The organism is Streptomyces shaanxiensis (assembly GCF_039537145.1).
Lineage (GTDB): Bacteria > Actinomycetota > Actinomycetes > Streptomycetales > Streptomycetaceae > Streptomyces > Streptomyces shaanxiensis.
The window spans coordinates 1-16670 of record NZ_BAAAZY010000024.1; the positions used below are offsets into that span (position 1 = coordinate 1).

Annotated in this window: 13 protein-coding genes and 3 pseudogenes; 5 read left to right on the forward strand and 11 right to left on the reverse strand. The window is 70.5% G+C overall.

The genetic code is table 11. The features are described from left to right. The 5 genes and pseudogenes from ABD932_RS34380 to solA all read right to left on the reverse strand — a co-directional run. Positions 1-465, reverse strand: a pseudogene (locus ABD932_RS34380) (ABC transporter permease); the annotation flags it as partial. Positions 466-468: 3 nt separating this feature from the next. Beyond that, complete coding sequence (locus ABD932_RS34385) at positions 469-1608, reverse strand: ABC transporter ATP-binding protein (protein ID WP_345018985.1); 1140 nt, start codon at positions 1606-1608, stop codon at positions 469-471. Then, the gene (locus ABD932_RS34390; RefSeq protein WP_345018987.1) at positions 1601-2707 is read right to left on the reverse strand and encodes an ABC transporter substrate-binding protein; all 1107 of its coding nucleotides are present in this window, start codon (positions 2705-2707) and stop codon (positions 1601-1603) included. Before ABD932_RS34390 ends, ABD932_RS34385 begins: the two co-directional genes overlap by 8 nt. A gap of 95 nt (positions 2708-2802) precedes the next feature. Next, the gene (locus tag ABD932_RS34395) at positions 2803-3864 is read right to left on the reverse strand and encodes a succinylglutamate desuccinylase/aspartoacylase family protein (protein ID WP_345018989.1); all 1062 of its coding nucleotides are present in this window, start codon (positions 3862-3864) and stop codon (positions 2803-2805) included. 2 nt (positions 3865-3866) lie between these two features. Beyond that, positions 3867-5006, reverse strand: coding sequence for an N-methyl-L-tryptophan oxidase (solA, locus tag ABD932_RS34400; RefSeq protein ID WP_345018991.1), 1140 nt, complete (start codon positions 5004-5006; stop codon positions 3867-3869). 283 nt (positions 5007-5289) lie between these two features. Here solA and ABD932_RS34405 point away from each other — a divergent pair, with 283 nt between their 5' ends. Both ABD932_RS34405 and ABD932_RS34410 read left to right on the forward strand, forming a co-directional pair. Further along, positions 5290-6036 (forward strand): IclR family transcriptional regulator, encoded by a 747-nt coding sequence (locus ABD932_RS34405; protein ID WP_345019788.1) that lies wholly within the window; start codon positions 5290-5292, stop codon positions 6034-6036. A 193-nt stretch (positions 6037-6229) separates the two neighbouring features. Continuing rightward, complete coding sequence (locus tag ABD932_RS34410) at positions 6230-6973, forward strand: IclR family transcriptional regulator (RefSeq protein WP_345019790.1); 744 nt, start codon at positions 6230-6232, stop codon at positions 6971-6973. 39 nt (positions 6974-7012) lie between these two features. Here ABD932_RS34410 and ABD932_RS34415 read toward each other — a convergent pair whose 3' ends face one another. Genes ABD932_RS34415 through ABD932_RS34430 form a run of 4 tightly spaced genes read right to left on the reverse strand, consistent with a single transcriptional unit; the run spans position 7013 to position 13018 of the window. Further along, the gene (locus tag ABD932_RS34415) at positions 7013-7366 is read right to left on the reverse strand and encodes a cupin domain-containing protein (RefSeq protein WP_345018993.1); all 354 of its coding nucleotides are present in this window, start codon (positions 7364-7366) and stop codon (positions 7013-7015) included. Between the two features lie 56 nt (positions 7367-7422). Then, positions 7423-8862, reverse strand: coding sequence for an NAD-dependent succinate-semialdehyde dehydrogenase (locus ABD932_RS34420; protein WP_345018995.1), 1440 nt, complete (start codon positions 8860-8862; stop codon positions 7423-7425). Beyond that, a complete protein-coding gene (locus ABD932_RS34425) occupies positions 8859-11753 on the reverse strand; it encodes an FAD-binding and (Fe-S)-binding domain-containing protein (RefSeq protein ID WP_345018997.1) in 2895 nt (964 codons plus the stop codon). The genes ABD932_RS34420 and ABD932_RS34425 overlap by 4 nt, the downstream gene beginning before the upstream one ends. Further along, a complete protein-coding gene (locus ABD932_RS34430) occupies positions 11750-13018 on the reverse strand; it encodes an aspartate aminotransferase family protein (RefSeq protein ID WP_345018999.1) in 1269 nt (422 codons plus the stop codon). The genes ABD932_RS34425 and ABD932_RS34430 overlap by 4 nt, the downstream gene beginning before the upstream one ends. A gap of 245 nt (positions 13019-13263) precedes the next feature. On the opposite strand from ABD932_RS34430, the gene ABD932_RS34435 reads away from it, so the two are divergent. Further along, positions 13264-14892, forward strand: coding sequence for a PucR family transcriptional regulator (locus ABD932_RS34435; RefSeq protein ID WP_345019001.1), 1629 nt, complete (start codon positions 13264-13266; stop codon positions 14890-14892). A 34-nt stretch (positions 14893-14926) separates the two neighbouring features. Here ABD932_RS34435 and ABD932_RS34440 read toward each other — a convergent pair whose 3' ends face one another. Both ABD932_RS34440 and ABD932_RS34445 read right to left on the reverse strand, forming a co-directional pair. Then, positions 14927-15172 (reverse strand): hypothetical protein, encoded by a 246-nt coding sequence (locus ABD932_RS34440; RefSeq protein ID WP_345019844.1) that lies wholly within the window; start codon positions 15170-15172, stop codon positions 14927-14929. Between the two features lie 26 nt (positions 15173-15198). Then, positions 15199-15321: pseudogene (locus ABD932_RS34445) on the reverse strand (hypothetical protein); the annotation flags it as partial. 257 nt (positions 15322-15578) lie between these two features. Between ABD932_RS34445 and ABD932_RS34450 the strand changes: the two are divergent. Together ABD932_RS34450 and ABD932_RS34455 are read left to right on the forward strand one after the other, a co-directional pair. After that, positions 15579-15789, forward strand: a pseudogene (locus ABD932_RS34450) (IS1380 family transposase); the annotation flags it as partial. Positions 15790-15977: 188 nt separating this feature from the next. Then, entirely contained in the window at positions 15978-16670 is a 693-nt protein-coding gene (locus ABD932_RS34455; RefSeq protein ID WP_345019792.1) for an ABC transporter ATP-binding protein, read from the forward strand.

A 16670-nucleotide genomic window follows, 5' to 3' on the forward strand; every position in this document is an offset into this window, starting at 1 on the left:
CTGGAACGGGGCACCGGGAACCGACATGCCGGTCAGGGACTCGTTCACCAGGCCCTTGTCGCCGAGCATGATGATCCAGCCGTAGGTACGCACCAGGGCGCTGATGAAGTGCGGGACGACGACGATCAGCATGGCAAGGCCGGCCCACAGGGGCTTGAGCCGGGTGATCGCGTTGGCCAGGACGAAGCCGAGGACGAGACTGAACAGCGCTGTCTCTGCAGAGATCCGCAGCGTGGTGAACAGGACGGCGAGATTGACCCCCGTCAGCGCGTCGGCGTACCAGTGCAGCGTCAGCGATCCGTCGGGGTTCTTCAGGCTGAGGAGCAGCGTGCTGAAGATCGGGTAGACGAACAGCACCAGCAGATAGACGACGACCGGCAGCGCGTACAGGATCCCGACCCGGGTCTTGCGCGAAGCCAGGAGCTTGCGCGGACGGGCGGGGGCGGTGGCGGTGAGGGCGGCCATGGCTCACCCTCCCTGTTCGTCGGCGAAGAGGTTGACGTCGTCCGGGTCGGCGGTGATCCCGACCCGCTCGCCGGCGACGGGGCCCCGGCCGGCCGGTACTTCCAGGCGCAGCAGCGGTGCGTCACCGCCGTCGATCCGTACGCCCGCGCGGACCAGCGTGCCGACGTAGGTGGCGTTCTCCACCGTGCCGCTACAGAAGCCGTCGTCGGTGGCACAGGCCCGCAGTCGGCCCGGCTGGACCGCGACCTTGACCTGGGTGCCGGAGGCGAGGCCGTGGCGGCGCGCCTTCAGCAGGCCTCCACTGTTGTCGAGGCGGACCAGGGTGTGCTGGTCGGTGTGCTGCTCCACGCGGCCGGGCAGGAAGTTGGCCGCACCGAGGAAGTCCGCCACGAACGGCGTCTTCGGCCGCTCGAACAGCTCGCGGGGGGTGTCGAACTGCTCGATCAGGCCGTTGCGCATGACCGCGATGCGGTCGGACATGACGAGCGCCTCTTCCTGATCGTGCGTCACATAGATGACGGTCAGGCCGAGTTCCTGCTGGATGCTCTTGATCTCGACCTGGAGCTGGTCGCGGAGCTTCTTGTCCAGGGCGCCGAGCGGCTCGTCCATGAGGATGACCGGCGGGCGGTAGACCAGTGCCCGGCACAGGGCGACACGCTGCTGCTGACCGCCCGACAGCTCGCGCGGCTTGCGGTTGCCGAACCCGGACAGGCCGGCGATTTCCAGCGTCTCCCCGACCCGCCTGCGGATCTCGTTCTTCGGCACTCCGCGCAGGGTGAGCGGGAAGGCGACGTTCTCCTGCACGGTCATGTGCGGGAAGAGCAGGTACTGCTGGAAGACGAAACCCAGGCCCCGCTTCTGCGGCGCGAGCCGGGTGACGTCGCGGTCCCCGACGGTGATGGTGCCGGAGTCGGGTTCGCAGAAACCGGCGATCATCATCAGGGTCGTGGTCTTGCCCGACCCGGAGGAGCCGAGGAAGGTGACGAACTCCCCGGCCGCGATCTCCATGGACGCCTCGTCGACGGCGACGACGTCGCCGTAGGTCTTGCGCAATGCCACTACCGACAGCGATTTGCCGGTCGCGGTGGCCGGCTTGCCGCCGGCCACCCTGACGGACGGTGTGGCGACACCGAATTCAGCCACGAGCCCACTCCAACCAGCGCTTGGTGACGGCCGATTCGTTCTTCAGCCACCAGTCGACATCCGTGTCAAAGCCCTTGTCGTAGTACTTCGGCGCACCCGCGAGCGCGTTGCGCTCGTCCTCGGTGAGCTTGGCGTACGCCAGCGGAGAAGCCGGGTTCAACGGGAAGGCCTTCGCCAAGGCGGCCTGGCTCTCGGCACGCAGCGCGAAGTCCATGAGCTGGTAGGCGCCGTCCACGTTGGCCGCGCCCTTGGCGATGGCGTAGCCCGAGAACTGGCGGCGCATGCCGTTGAGCTGCCGCTCCACCGGAACGCCCTGCTTCTGCAGATCGGCGATCCGGCCGTCCCAGACGGTCGACATCGTCACCTCCTGGCGGCTGAGCAGCACACCGGGCAGCGGGCCGCTGTCCCAGAACTTCTTGATGTCGCCCCGCAGTCGGGTCAGCACCTTGAAGGCACGGTCCACGTCCAGCGGGTACAGCTTGTCCATCGGCACGCCGTCGGCCAGCAGCGCGAACTCAAGCTCCGGCAGGTCACCGTCCGGGCTGCACATCGAACGGCCACCCTGGAACCCCTTCGTGTCGAAGAAGTCCGCCCACGACTCGGGCTTCTTGCCCCCGAAGGCATCGGTGCGGTACGCGATGCACTGCCCGTAGAAGCCGTAGCCGATGGCATGGTCGGTGATCTGGGCCGCGGGGGTCTTCGCGCTCTTCACGCTCTTGACCCGGTCCAGGTCCAGCGCCTCCAGCGCGTCCTGCTTCACGTACTTGGTATGGGACATCATCGAGTTGTTGATGAGGTCGCACTGCGGGCGGCCCTGCTTGATCTGGGCAAGCAGCGGGGCGTCGTCGAGGTTGAGCACCTTGACGGAGATCCCGGTCTCCTGGGTGAACGGCGTGTAGATCGCCTTCTGGAGGGCCGCGCCGTAGGAACCTCCGCTGTCGCGGACGACCACCGTCTTGGAGCCCTTGCCGCCGCTGCCGGCGACGGACCGGCTGGTGCCGGTACCGCAGGCGCTGAGGGTGGTCGCGGCGGCGACGCCCGCCGTGACCCCGCCTATTCCTCGCAGGAACAGTCTGCGGTCTATTCGGGCATCTTTCATCGTGTGCCTCCTGGTGGTGCCGGCCGTGAGAAGGGGAGCGGCTGGGGATGTGAAGGGAAAGGGGGGCGGCTGCAAGGGGGGTCTAAGGGCGGGGGCTAGGGGCGAGGGCCCGCCTCGTCGGATCCGGCGCCCGCACCGGGGGTCCGGAGGGTGTCGGCTCGCGCGGCCGTGTCGGGGTCCCACGGGACGGCGAGGGCGGCGAGTTCGGTGCCGGGGGCGACGGTGAGGCCGTGCATGCCGTAGAAGATCCGTCCGTCGGCCGGGGCGTGGACGGTGTGTTCCGTGCCGTCGACCGGGTCGACGATGCGGCCGAGAAGGTCGCCCCCGGCGACTTCGCCGATGACGTCGGCGTCGAAGGAGAACTCCGGGTACCACAGGCCGGTGGCCTCGGCGGTGACGCCTGCGGACCAGACCCACTCGCGGATCGGTGCCGGGGCGGAACCGTCCTGGTCGAGGACGCCCAGATGGCGAAGTGCCTTCAGCAGGCCGTCGACACGGCGGAGGGCAGTGGCCTCGTCCCGCTGGCCGAGCTGGCCCACCTCGACAAGGACCGCCGAGACGCCCCGGCGGGCGGCGGCCGCGTGGCTGTTGCCGCCCTCGGGCGTCAGCCCGAGGATGACGTCCTCGATACCGAAGGCGCCTGCCAGTTCGGCCGTCGCCTTGTCCAGGTCCGGGTCACCGGTGAGGCGGTAGCCGACGAAGTCCCGCAGGACCTGGTCGATGCCGCCGCAGTGCAGGTCGATGTAGACGTCGGCGGCGTCGAGCAGGTGGGTGAAGAGCCAGGCGGCCAGCCGCTCGGTGGGTCCGCCGGCCGGGTCGCCGGGGAAGACGCGGTTGAGGTTCACGCCGTCGACCGGGGAGATGTTGAGCCGGCCCTGGTACACGGCGGGAGGGTTGGCGACCGGACAGATGATCAGCTGTCCGTGCACCTCGGCGGATTCCAGCCCGTCCGCCAGGCGCACGACGGCGTCGATGGGCGGGAACTCGCCGCCGTGCACACCCGCGGTGATGACGACCCGGGGGCCGGGGCGGGTCCCGTTCACGAGGGTCAGCGGGATGTCCGCGATGAGGGTGCCGAGGTCCGCCTGGACCGTGCCGCGGACCTTGGTGCCGGGCCGGGCCTGAAGGGAGCCGACGGAGAGGGTGGTGTCGTTCATGGTCATGCCTCCGTACGGCCGACGGTGGAGAGGAAGTCGATGGGTTGGGGCGAGGCGCCGTCCAGCGCGAGGTCCGCGGCGATGTCACCGAAGGCGGGCGAGAGCTTGAAGCCGTGGCCGGAGAAGCCGGCGAGGAGGATGACGTTCTCGGCACCGGGCAGCGGGCCGACCAGGGGGCGGCTGCTCTCGGTGTAGCCCTCCATGTAGACGGAGAGGCGTGTCGGGTCCGGGTGCAGGTCGGGCATGTGACGCCCGATCAACTCGGAGAAGACCTCCAGTTCGTCCGGCCGTACGGTGCGGTCCAGCTGGTTGGGGTCACCGGCGAGCCGGTGCAGCGCGCGGGACAGTCCGAGCTTGACCGAGATACCGTCCGGGGAGGGCAGGCCGTAGCAGTGGGTGGGTGCCGTTCGGATGAACGCCGGGCGCTCCTCGCCGAACCAGGCGTCGGGGTCGGTGGGCACGTACCAGGCGCTGACGAGGCGGCGGACTTCCACCTCCCACGGCAGGTCGGGCAGCAGGTCGTTGACCCAGGGGCCGGGCGTGACGACGGCGGTGTCGAAGCGCTCGCTGCCGGAGTCGGTGCGGATCTCCACGCCGTCGCCGACGGGGACGATCTCCCGGACCGTGCTGTAGCGGTGGATCACGGCGCCCAACTGCTCGGCGCGGCGGGCGGCGGTCTGGATCGTCAGCTCCGGGCGGATGAACCCGGCACGTCGGTCGAGCACGGCCGCGTCGCCGTCCTCGATGCGGTACTGCGGGAAGCGCTTGGCCAGGGCATCGGTGTCCAGCACCTCGTGGTCGAGGTCGTGCTCGGCGATGGACTGAAGGACGGTGGCCATCTGCTGGTGCTCGGTCGGCCCCATGAGCAGGCATCCGGTCAGGCGGCGCAGCTCGCGGCCGGTCTCCTGCTGGAGCTGCTCCCACAGGGCGTCGGCGTGCTTGAGGAGCGGGACGTACCGGGAGTCCTCGAAGTGCGCGCTGCGGAAGATCCGGGACTCGCCGCCGGCGGCGCTGCGGTCGTGGCCGGGTGCGTAGCGGTCGTATCCGACGACCTCGGCGCCGCGGGCCGCCAGCCGCCAGGCGGCCTGGCTGCCCATCGTTCCGACGCCGACCACCGCGACGCGCTTCCTGGCAGCTGACACAGGGCTTTCCTTTCGTATCACCGAGGCGCATGCTGAGCCCTCGGCGTGAGGCTGTTCGATTCGAGATGTTTTGGGCGGGAGTCAGGCCCTTCCTGTGGACCTTCGGCTCATGACCGCCGCGTCTCGCAGTCCGGCTCACTTCGTCGGGATCTCTTGAAGTGCCGTGCCACTATGTGGAATGCTGTGCTAGAATCTGGCACAGAGAATGACAGTGGCTCCAGAGGGGAGTCAAGAGGATGTCCAGTAGAAATTTGAAGGATTAACAGGGGGAAACCGGATGGAAATGAAGAGCGTCACCAGGTCACTGCGGGTCCTGGAGGCGGTCGCCCAGCATCAGCCCGTGACCGTAGGGGAGTTGACGAAGCTCTTCGGGCTGCCGAAGTCCACCCTGCAGCGCACCCTGGTCACACTGGCGGAGGCCGGCTGGCTGCGCGCCAACCGCAAGGACACCACCCGCTGGGAGATCGGCGCCCGCGTCCTGGCCGTACGACCGGCCGCCCTGCAGGGCTCCACCCTGTTCGCCGCCGCACGTGAACCCATGGTTCGCCTTCGGGACGCCGTGAACGAGACCATCCACCTGTCGGTGCCGGACGCCCTGCAGTGCATGGTCGTGGTGGACCGCGTCGACTCCGATCAGGCGGTACGCACCTTCCACACGATCGGTGACACCTCACCTCTGCACGCCACCGCCGTCGGACGGGCCATCCTCGCCCATCTTCCGAAGCGGGACGTCGAAGAACTCATCGCGGCGGGGCTGGAGCGGTTCAGCGACACCACCCCCGTCGAACCCGACGAGCTGCGCGCCGAGCTGGACCGGATCCGCACCGACGGCTACGCGGTCAACCGCAACCAGTACCGGCCGGGAGTCTGCGCCGTCGCCGCCGCCGTGCTCGACGAGGACGGCACCCCGCTGGCCGCCGTGGCCGTCTCCATGCCCGAGGCGCGGTACGACGGCGAACGCGCACCCGAGTGGGGTCGCCTCGTCGCCGACACAGCCGCGGAGATCTCACAGCGCCGCCTGGGCGCCTGAACGGCAGACGAAGGCCGCAACCGTCAGTCGAGGGCCGGCTCGCCAGCGCGCGAGCCGGCCCTCGGTTTTGCGCCAGCCCCTCCGTGCCGCATTGTGGAACACTATGCTAGAATCCGGCACGATCGTGCCGTGACTCCGTGCTGGAGTCAGTGAGAACCAGGAATCCAGGGGTCTGAGGGGGCATCGAATGGAAATGAAGAGCGTCACCAGATCGCTGCGGGTTCTGGAGGCGGTCGCCCGACATCAACCCGTCACCGTCGGGGAGTTGACGAAGATCTTCGGGCTGCCGAAGTCCACCCTGCAGCGCACGCTCGTCACACTCAACGAGGCGGGCTGGCTGCGGGCGAACCGCAAGGACACCACGCGCTGGGAGGTCGGCGCCCGCGTGCTGGCCGTACGACCCGCCGCCCTGCAGGGCTCCAGCCTGTTCGCCGCCGCACGTGAACCCATGATGCGGCTCCGCGACGCGCTGAACGAGACCATCCACCTGTCCGTGCCGGACGCCCTGCACGGCATGGTCGTCGTCGACCGCGTCGACTGCGACCACGCCGTACGCACCTTCCACGCCATCGGCGACACCTCACCCCTGCACGCCACCGCCACCGGGAACGCCGTCCTCGCCCATCTGGGGAAGTCCGAGATAGACGAGGTCACCGCGGGGACGCTGGAGGGCTACGGCGAGGAGACCATCACCGACCCGGGGCAACTGCGCGCGGAGCTCCACCGCGTGCGAGAGCGTGGCTACGCCGTCAACCACAACCAGTACCTTCAGGGTGTCTGCGCGATCGCGGCACCCGTGCTCGACGGTGAGGGCACACCGCTGGCCGCCGTGGCCGCCTCCCTGCCCGACTCCCGCTTCGAGCCCGGCCGGCTGCCCGAGCTGGGCCGGCTGGTGGCCGAGACGGCGGCAGAGATCACCGCCCGGCACCTGGCCTGACGACGGTCCCGGCGGCTCCGTGCGCGGTTGAGCGACGCGTCACTTCACGATCACGTAGATCTTGCGCACGGTTTCGACGGTCTTCCAGACACCGACGAAGCCCGGCTTCATGACGAAGCTGTCGCCTGCCCTGTAGACCACCGGCTCGCCACCTTCCGGCGTGAGTTCGACGATGCCGGCGAGGATATGGCAGAACTCGAAGGTCTCGCCCTTGATCGAGCGCGTCTCGCCGGGCGTCGCTTCCCAGACTCCCGTATGGATCATCTCCCCACGGGCGATGTCCTGAGGCCAGGTCATGAACGCGGGGTCGCCGGAAACCAGACGTTCCGGGAGCGGGCCGGACTCGTGCGGCGCGAAGGAGGGATGGGTGTCGATGGTCTTCAGGAACGACATGTTCTTCCTTTCCTGGGCGGGAGATGTGCCGGAGGCGCTGATGGGCATGACGACGGTCAACTCACGGGCACCGCGAGGTACTGGTACTCCAGGAACTCGTCGATTCCGACCCGGCCGCCCTCGCGGCCGAGCCCGGACTGCTTGACGCCGCCGAAGGGTGCGGCCGGGTTGGACACGAGACCCGTGTTCAGCCCCACCATGCCCACCTCCAGCCGCTCGCTGACGCGCAGGGCACGGTCGAGGCCCTCGGTGAAGACGTAGCCGACCAGGCCCCAGGGGGTGTCGTTGGCCCGGCGGATCACCTCGTCCTCGTCGTCGAAGGTGAGGATCGCGGCGACGGGACCGAAGATCTCCGTGTCCATCAGGCGACTTGTGGGATCGACGTCGGCCAGCACGGTCGGCGGGTAGAAGCAGCCGGGGCCTTCGGGGGTCCTGCCGCCGACGAGCACCCGCGCTCCGCGCTGCACCGCGTCGGCGACCAGCTCCTCGACCTTGGCGCGTCCCGTCCTGTCGATCAGCGGGCCGACATCGACGCCGTCCCGGGTGCCCGGGCCGACGACCAGCGCGTCCATCCGCTCGGCCAGCCGGCGCGCGAACTCCTCCGCCACCGACCGGTGCACGAAGAAGCGGTTGGCGGCCGTGCAGGCCTCACCCATGTTGCGCATCTTGGCGACCATCGCCCCGTCCACCGCCTTGTCCAGGTCGGCGTCCTCGAAGACGACGAACGGCGCGTTGCCGCCCAGCTCCATCGACGTACGGACCACCGCCTGAGCGCTCTGGGCGAGCAGCAGCTGCCCGACGCCCGTGGAACCGGTGAAGGAAAGCTTGCGAATCCGCCCGCCGCGCAGGAGCGGTTCGCACACCTCCCCCGCACGGGAGGTGGTGACGACGTTCAGCACGCCGTCCGGCAGCCCGGCCTCCTTGAGGATCGCGGCGAGAGCCAGGCTGGACAGAGGGGTCTGCGGGGCGGGCTTGAGCACCATCGTGCAGCCGGCGGCGACCGCCGGGCCGATCTTGCGGGTGCCCATCGCCAGCGGGAAGTTCCACGGGGTGATCAGCAGGCAGGGGCCGACCGGGCGACGCGAGAGCAGCATGCGGTTGCGGCCGTCGGGCAGGGTGGCGAGGCCGCCGTCGATGCGGACGGCCTCCTCGGAGAACCAGCGGAAGAACTCGGCCGCGTACGCCACCTCTCCCCTGGCCTCGGCCAGCGGCTTGCCCATCTCGGCCGTCATCAGGTGGGCGAGCTCGTCGGTGCGCTCGATGATGATCTCGTAGGCGCGGCGCAGGATCTCGCTGCGCACCCGGGGCGCCGTACGCGCCCACTCCTCCTGCGCCTGTACGGCCGCATCCTCGGCGAGCGCCGCGTCCTTCGGGCCCGCGTCGGCCACGTGACAGAGGACCTCGCCGGTGGCAGGGTCGTCGACGGGCATGGTGGCGCCGTCCGCGGCGTCCACCCAGGCGCCGCCGATGAACAACTGCGTGGGTGTGTCGGTCATGAGTTCTCTCCTGGTTGTCCGGGTCGGTCGGCGGCGGGGTCGAGCAGTTCCGCCAGGTGCAGGGCGCGGATGCCCCGGTCTCCGGCGAGATGGTCGATCTGCGTGGCGCAGCTGAAGCCGTCGGCCACGACGACGGCCGGTGTCCGCGGGTCGATGTCGTCGAGGCGTGGCCTCAGGGCGAGGTCTGCGACGGCCATCGAGGTGTCGTAGTGCTGTTCCTCGAAGCCGAAGTTGCCGGCGAGTCCGCAGCAGCCCTCGGCCTCGTCGACCTTCCGTACGCCGAGGCGGCCGAGCAGGTCGCGGGGGTGGCGGCCCTTGAAGGTGGCGTACTCGTGGCAGTGGGTCTGCAGCACGACGTTGTCCGGCAGCTCCGGTGGCACCCACCCGGGTGCGGCGAGGTCGCTCAGGGCCCCGGTGAGGGTGTGGACGCGGGCCGCGACGCGCCGGGCGGCGTCAGTGCCGAGGAGTTCAGGCACGTCACGCTTGAGCGCCGCGGCACAGCTGGGTTCGGCCACGACGATGGGCCGGTCGTCGCCGTTGTCCAGGCGGGCGACCGTGCGGGCCATGATGCGGCGCGCGAGTGACAGCTGGCCGGTGCTCACCCAGGTCAGGCCACAGCACAGGTCGTCCTGTGCCGTGCAGGGGATACCGGCGTCGGCGAGTACGCGGCTCGCGGCCCCGGCCACCTCGGGGCGGAAGGCACGGGTGAAGCTGTCGACGAAGAGCAGGGTCTTCGCCGGTTCACCGGTCCTTGCCATGCGCAGGGCCCTGCGCAGCGCTCGCCGAGAGGCGAAGGCAGGGATACGGCGTTGGGTGGTCACGCCGCCGAGGCGCGCGAGCAGCTTGCCGAGCGGTCCGCGCAGCAGCGCGTTCACCGGGCGGGCCGCGTATCCGACGAGCTTGGACGTCAGGGGCAGCCAGCCCAGGGAGTAGTGGGAGCGGGGTCTGACTCTGCCCTTGTAGTGCTGGTGCAGGAACTCCGCCTTGTACGTGGCCATGTCGACGCCGACCGGACAGTCACTGGAGCAGGCCTTGCAGGACAGGCACAGGTCGAGGGCGTCACGCACCTCGGTGGAGCGCCAGCCGTCCTGGACGGTTCCGCCCCGCACCATCTCCTGGAGCAGACGGGCCCGGCCCCGCGTCGAGTCGTTCTCCTCCCCCGTGGCCCGGTAGCTGGGACACATCACGCCGCCGGCGTCGCTGCGGCAGCGGCCGACACCGACGCAGCGGCGTACCGCTCCCGCGAAGCCGTCCTCGTCGTGGGGAAAGGTGAACGTCGTGTCCACGAGCGGGAGTTCACGCAGCGCGAGGTCGGCATCGAGGGGCGCCGGGTCGACGATGACGCCGGGGTTGAGCAGCCTCTCGGGGTCGAAGATCTCCTTGAAGTCGGCGAACGCCCGGATCAGCCGGTGGCTGTACATGACCTCCAGCAGCTCGCCCCGGGCCCGCCCGTCGCCGTGCTCGCCCGACAGGCTTCCGCCGTGCTGGACGACCAGGGCGGCGGCCTCCGTCAGGAACCGGCGGGTGGCGGCCCGCCCGGTGTCCGTGGCGAGGTCGAAGTCGATGCGCACGTGGACGCATCCGGCGCCGAAGTGCCCGTACAGCACGCCGGTCAGGCCGTGCGCGGCCAGCAGCTTGCGGAAGTCGCGCAGGTAGGCGGCCAGGTTCTCTGGTGCGACGGCCGCGTCCTCCCAGCCGGGCCAGGACTCCGAGCCGTCGACGAGCCGGGCGGCGAGCCCGGCCCCGTCTTCGCGGACCCGCCACAGCGATCGCCGTTCGGCCGGACTGTGCACGACCCGCCCACCGGTCATGCGGCCTTGTGCCTTGAGCACGTCGAGCAGTTCGGCGGCGCGGGCGTCGACGGCCGCCTGGTCGTCGCCGTCGAGTTCGACGTACAGCCAGGCACACCCCTCGGGGAGTCCGGTGACGGAGTCCGGGCCGCGCCGGGCACGCATGGTGGCGACGATCGCCTCGTCCATGCCCTCCACGGCGGTGGGGTTCCAGCGCAGGATCTCGGGGACGTCCTCGGCGGCGTCGACCACGTCGTCGTAGCCGAGGGTGAGGAGGGTGGAAGCCTGTGCGGTCGCCACCAGGCGGACCGTCGCTGCGGTGACGACCGCACAGGAGCCTTCGGTGCCCACGAGCGCGCGAGCCATGTCGAAGCCGTGCTCGGGCAGCAGGTGGTGCAGCTGGTAGCCGGAGACCTGGCGCGGTACCCGGCCCAGCTCGGTGCGGATCGGCGCCAGATTGCCGTCGATCAGACGGCGCACGTCCGCTTCCAGAGCGGCGATCCGCTGGACGGCGTCCGTGTCGTCCGGGTCGGCGGCCCGCAGTCCGGTGCGGTCGGCGACGGCCCGCGCGCCGTCGGCGGTCACGATCTCCAGCGCCTCGATGTGCCCGCTGGTGCGCCCGTGCCGCACGGACCGGTTGCCGCAGGCGTCGTTGCCGATCATGCCGCCGAGGGTGCAGCGGCTGTGCGAGGAGGGGTCGGGGCCGAAGGTGAGCCCGTGCGGGGTGGTCGCGGCGCGCAGCGCGTCCAGGATCACGCCGGCCTCGACGCGCGCGGTGCGGGCCACCGGGTCGATGTCCAGGATCCGGTTCATGTACCGGGAGAAGTCCAGCACGACGCCGGGCCCGACGGCGTTGCCCGCCATGCTGGTGCCGCCGCCGCGTGCGGTGACCGGGATGCTTGTCTCCCGGCAGGCCCGCAGCACCGCGACGACGTCGTCGGCGCTGCGGGGAAGCACCACGGCCCGCGGCGGGACCCGGTAGTTGGAGGCGTCGTAGGCGTAGAGGCCGGTGGAGCCGGGGCCGGTCTCCACCCGCAGGCCGGGAGCGGTCTCGGCGAGCCGTACGACCAGCGGCTCCAGGGCCGTGGTGGTGTCCGTCATCGCCGTGCCGCTCCCGATGTGCCGGCCTCGACCGCGGTCGCCCACGCCTGGAGGCCCTCGTCCACCGCCGACTCGTCAATGACGAGTGCCGGGATCATGCGGACGACCTGGTTCCAGGCGCCGCACAGCAGCAGGAGCAGGCCCTCGTCGACGGCGGCGCGCTGCACGCGGGCGGCTGTCTCGGGGTCGGGGCTGCCGTCCTCGGTGACGAACTCGGTGGCGAGCATGAGGCCGAGGCCGCGCACGTCGCCGATGCCGGGCGTCCGGTCTGCGACCGTCTCCAGGCCCTGGCGCAAGCGCTTGCCCATGGCCTCGGCGTTCTCGACGAGCTTCTCGTCGCGGACGACGTCGAGGGTGGCGCAGGCCGCGGCGCAGGCCACGGCGTTGGCACCGTACGTGCCGCCCTGCGAGCCGGGCCAGGCCTTGGTCATCAGCTCCTCGGAGGCGGCGATGCCGGACAGCGGGAAGCCGCTGGCCAGGCCCTTGGCGGTGACGAGGATGTCGGGTGTGACGCCGAAGTGGTCGTGGCCCCAGAAGCGGCCGGTGCGGCCGACGCCGGTCTGCACCTCGTCGGCGATCAGCAGGAAGCCGTGCCGGTCCGCCCGCTCCCGCAGCCCTTCCATGAACGCGCGGTTGGCGGGCACGTAGCCGCCCTCGCCGAGCACCGGCTCGACGATGATCGCGGCCGTGTCGGCGGGCGAGGAGATCGTCTGGAGCGTGTAGTCGAGCTCCTTCAGGGCGAAGCGGGTGGCGGTCTCCTCGTCCCAGCCGTACCGGTAGGCGGACGGGAAGGGGGTGACGACCACGCCGCTCATCAGCGGGGAGAAACCGGAGCGGAAGCGGGTGCCGGAGGTCGTCATGGAGGCGGCGGCGACGGTACGGCCGTGGAAGCCGCCGTGGCAGACGACGACGTTCGGCCGGCCGGTGGCCTGGCGGGCCAGGCGCAGTGCGGCCTCGACGGCCTCGCTGCCGGAGTTGGTGAAGAACAGGCTGTCCAGGCCGGTCGGCAGCACCTCGCCGAGCTTGTCGACGAGGCGGCGCAGCGGCTCGTGCATGACTGTCGTGTACTGGCCGTGGATCAGCGTGCCCACCTGCTCCTGGGCCGCCGCGACGACCTTGGGGTGGCAGTGCCCGGTGCTGGTGACGCCGATGCCGGCGGTGAAGTCGAGGTAGCGGCGGCCGTCCTGGTCGAAGAGGTGGACGCCTTCGCCCCGGGCCGCCACCACGGGTGTGGCCTGGCGAAGGTGCGGCGACAGTGCGGTCATGTTCGTCTCCCGGCCTCAGTGTTCGGTCTGCTGCGGTCTCCCGAGCATCTCCGCGGGCGAGAGGTGCGCCAATGCGCGATCTGTCCGGCCTGGAGGCGACATCCGGACGATGTGTCAGCCGCATCGGGGGCATCCCGGGTGATGCTCGCTCAAGGACCGCACTTGCGCTGGTCAGCGACGCTTGTCACAGTGGCCGGGCACTTCCGGGCGCTGGGCCGTGCTCGGCAGGGACCCCCTGGAGACATGTGAACGACAACCACCCGGCCGGCCATGGGCCCACCCGTGAGGTCACCGTGGCCGACGTCCTGGCCCTTCCGGTCCTGGCCGCGGGACAGCCCCAGGTCGTCATCGGTGTGCCGCACCTGGACCGGCCGGTCAGGTGGGTCCACATCACCGAACTGACCGACCCCGCGTCCTTCCTCAAGGGCGGCGAACTCGTCCTCACGACCGGCATGCCGCTTCCGGAGGACGCGGCCGGCGTGCGCCGCTACGTCGACGAACTGGCCGGCGTCGGGGCCGCGGCGCTGGTCATCGAACTCGTACGCCGTTACCACCGCCCGCCGGATGCGCTCGTCGACGCCTGCCGCGTGCGAGGTCTCCCCCTCGTCACGCTCGCCAAGGACGTCAACTTCCTGGAGGTCACCCAGGTCGTGCACGCCCTGCTGCTCGGCAACCAGGCGGACGCGATGCGCCGCACCCAGCGCATCCACGAGGCGTTCACCGCCCTGACCCTGCGCGGCGCAGGCCCGGAGGACGTTCTGCGTGCGGCGGCGGAGATGAGCGGCCGCACGGTCGTTTTGGAGAACCTGGTGCACCAGGCCCTGATCTGCGAACCGTCAGGGCTCACCGTCGAGGAGGCACTCGCCGACTGGGAACGGCGCTCCAGGGCGACCGGGTCCGGCGACAACACAGCGATACGCGGTCCGGAGAGCTGGCTCACCGCCTCCGTCGAGTACCAGGGTGAGCGCTGGGGTCGCGTGGCCATGCTCCCGGCGCGCACCGACGGACCGGCGTTCGGGCCGGAGGACGTCACCCTGCTGGAGAGGACCGCGATGGCACTGACCGTCGCGCGCCTCATCCACCCCACCCCATGGGAACGCACCGCACACCGCAACGCCCTGCTCGACCTCGTGGAACAGCGCCACCGCTCCGCGGAGGACGCCCGCGCCCGCTGCGCCGCACTGGGCCTGCCGACTGAACGCAGCCACTTCGTCGCCGCACTGGTGGACCTACGTGCAGGGAAGGGCGAAGGAGCCGAGACCGAGTCCCGTCTGGTGCAGGAGCTGACAACGGCAGGCGTGCCGGCCCTCGTCGGCGAACTGGCCCCCGACCGCCTCGGCATCCTGCTGGCTCTGCGCACCTCCCAGCCCTGGCGTCCCGTCGTCGAGCGCCTGTCCGGCACGGTACTGGGCCTGGCCCCGGAAGCAGTCGTGAGTGTCGGCTCCGAGGTCACGGACCTCACCGACACCGCCCGCTCCTTCCGTGCGGCGGCCCGCGTCGCCGAGGCCACCCCACCCGGCCAGCCCCTCCCCCCGGACCGCTCCTTCCACGAGCTGTCCGACATCGGCCTGCGCCGCCTGCTGTACGCACTCCGCGAGGACCCCCGTGTCCAGGAGTACACCGAACGGCAGCTCCGGCGCCTCATCGACCACGACGCCCAGCACGGCACCGACCTGCTGACGACCCTGCGCCACTACCTCGACGCGGCCGGCAACAAGACCACCGCCGCCCGCCGGGGCGGCCTCTCCCGCGAAACCCTGTACCAACGGCTACGCACCATCGAGCGCCTCCTCGCCCGCGACCTGGAATCGGGCGACCAGCGCACCGAACTCCACGTGGCCCTCACGGCCCTCGATGCGTTGCGAGCCGACTGACGCAGAATCCCGGTGCGGCTGACGGCAGGGACGCTCAGTCCTCGTAGCGCAACTCGGTCGTCGCCGGCCTCGCGGTGTGCACCGTGCCGCCGAGGCCGCCGATCCGCAGTCGCCAGGGGTACGGGCTGTCGGTCGTGACGCGGAGGTGGTCTCCCGCGCGGTGGACGTCGAAGCGGGCCGTCTCACCGGGGCCGTCCGTGTGCGGGATCACGACCGTGCGTCGGGCGCCGTCGGCGAAGGCGTGCACCATCAGTTCGACGTCGTCCGCCCAGGCCGACAACCTGGCCGACGGCCTCCGAGCCGACCTTGCCCGAGGTGGTTCACGAAGACGCCGTACCCACGGTTGGTCAAGTGGAACGGGATGTTCTTGTAGGCATGTTCGCTGCTGGTGCCGCCGTCGGCCTGCCAGATGTCCACCACTTGCCCGTTCGACGTAGCGCCCCTGGACGACAGTCGAGCCGAACTGTTCGCAGACCGTGGGGGCTCGTTGGTGCCCCAGCGGTTGTTCTGCTGCGGTTTTCCATGAGCTCGGCCCTCGTGGTCAGCACGCAACCAAGACAGGGCTGCCGGCGTGCCGACTCGATGCTGACTGACCTGCAACGTGGCCCTGGCCGTCGCACTCGGCGGAGACTGCCTGGCCGGCGAGAGCCAGTCCGGTCGCCGAGAGCAGCGGCATCGTCGGCTTCGGCGTTGTACTGGTGCTCGCCCACTCCGAGAAGCAGGAGGCCATCGCGACCTGGAAGAAGACCTTCGGCCATCACCCGCTCGTCGCCTTCCGCCGACCATGGCCGGACCCCTGGGGGAAAAGCAATAGCCCTCCTGCGGCCGGGCAACGCGGGTTCCGCTACCGCAGCCGTCCACATCGCGACCGCCCAACTCGCCCTGGCACGACTCCCAAGCGCCTGCGGCTGAGACGACCATCGCCGACATGGCCCACCGCGGCACCCACTTCCTTGACACACCGTCACTCGCCGGAGGCTCCGACGCGTGAGAACGGAAGCGCCGTAGCGCATCATGCTTTGCCGGTTGTTCTGCCGGGTGAAATACTGGCGCGCTGCGGAAACAGCGGAGCATACGGGGGCGTGATGGACCAGGCGGTGACCGCAGCCATGCTGCAGGTGGCGGATGTGCATAAGTCGTACGGTCGAGGCGCCAGCGCCGTTCATGCCCTGCGGGGCGTTTCCTTCGAGGTCCCTCGGGGGGAACTCGTCGCTCTCAAGGGACGCTCGGGCTCGGGCAAGACCACTTTGCTCAACATCGTGGGTGGTCTGGACGAACCGGACAGCGGACGCGTCACCATCGACGGGCTGCACCTTCGGGACCAGGGTGAGGACGCCCTCCTCGCGCTGCGCCGGGAGCGCATCGGCTTCGTCTTCCAGTCGTTCGGGCTCATCCCCATCCTCACGGCTGCCGAAAACGTGGGCGTACCACTGCGGTTGCGCAGGGCGGACCCGCGCGAGCGGCGGGAGCGCGTCGAACTGCTGCTCTCCCTCGTGGGGCTCGCGGACCATGCCGCGCAGCGCCCGGGTGAGTTGTCGGGCGGGCAGCGCCAGCGGGTCGCCATCGCCCGCGCCTTGGCCAACAGTCCCTCGATTCTCATCGCCGACGAGCCGACCGGCCAATTGGACGCGGAGACCGGGCACTCCGTGATGGAGCTGCTGCGCGCGGTCGTCCGCAGCGAGCGGATCACGGCTCTCGTGGCCACCCATGACACGACACTTCTCGACCTTGCCGATCGTGTGCTGGAGCTGAAGGACGGCCAGATCGCCGAATCCTAG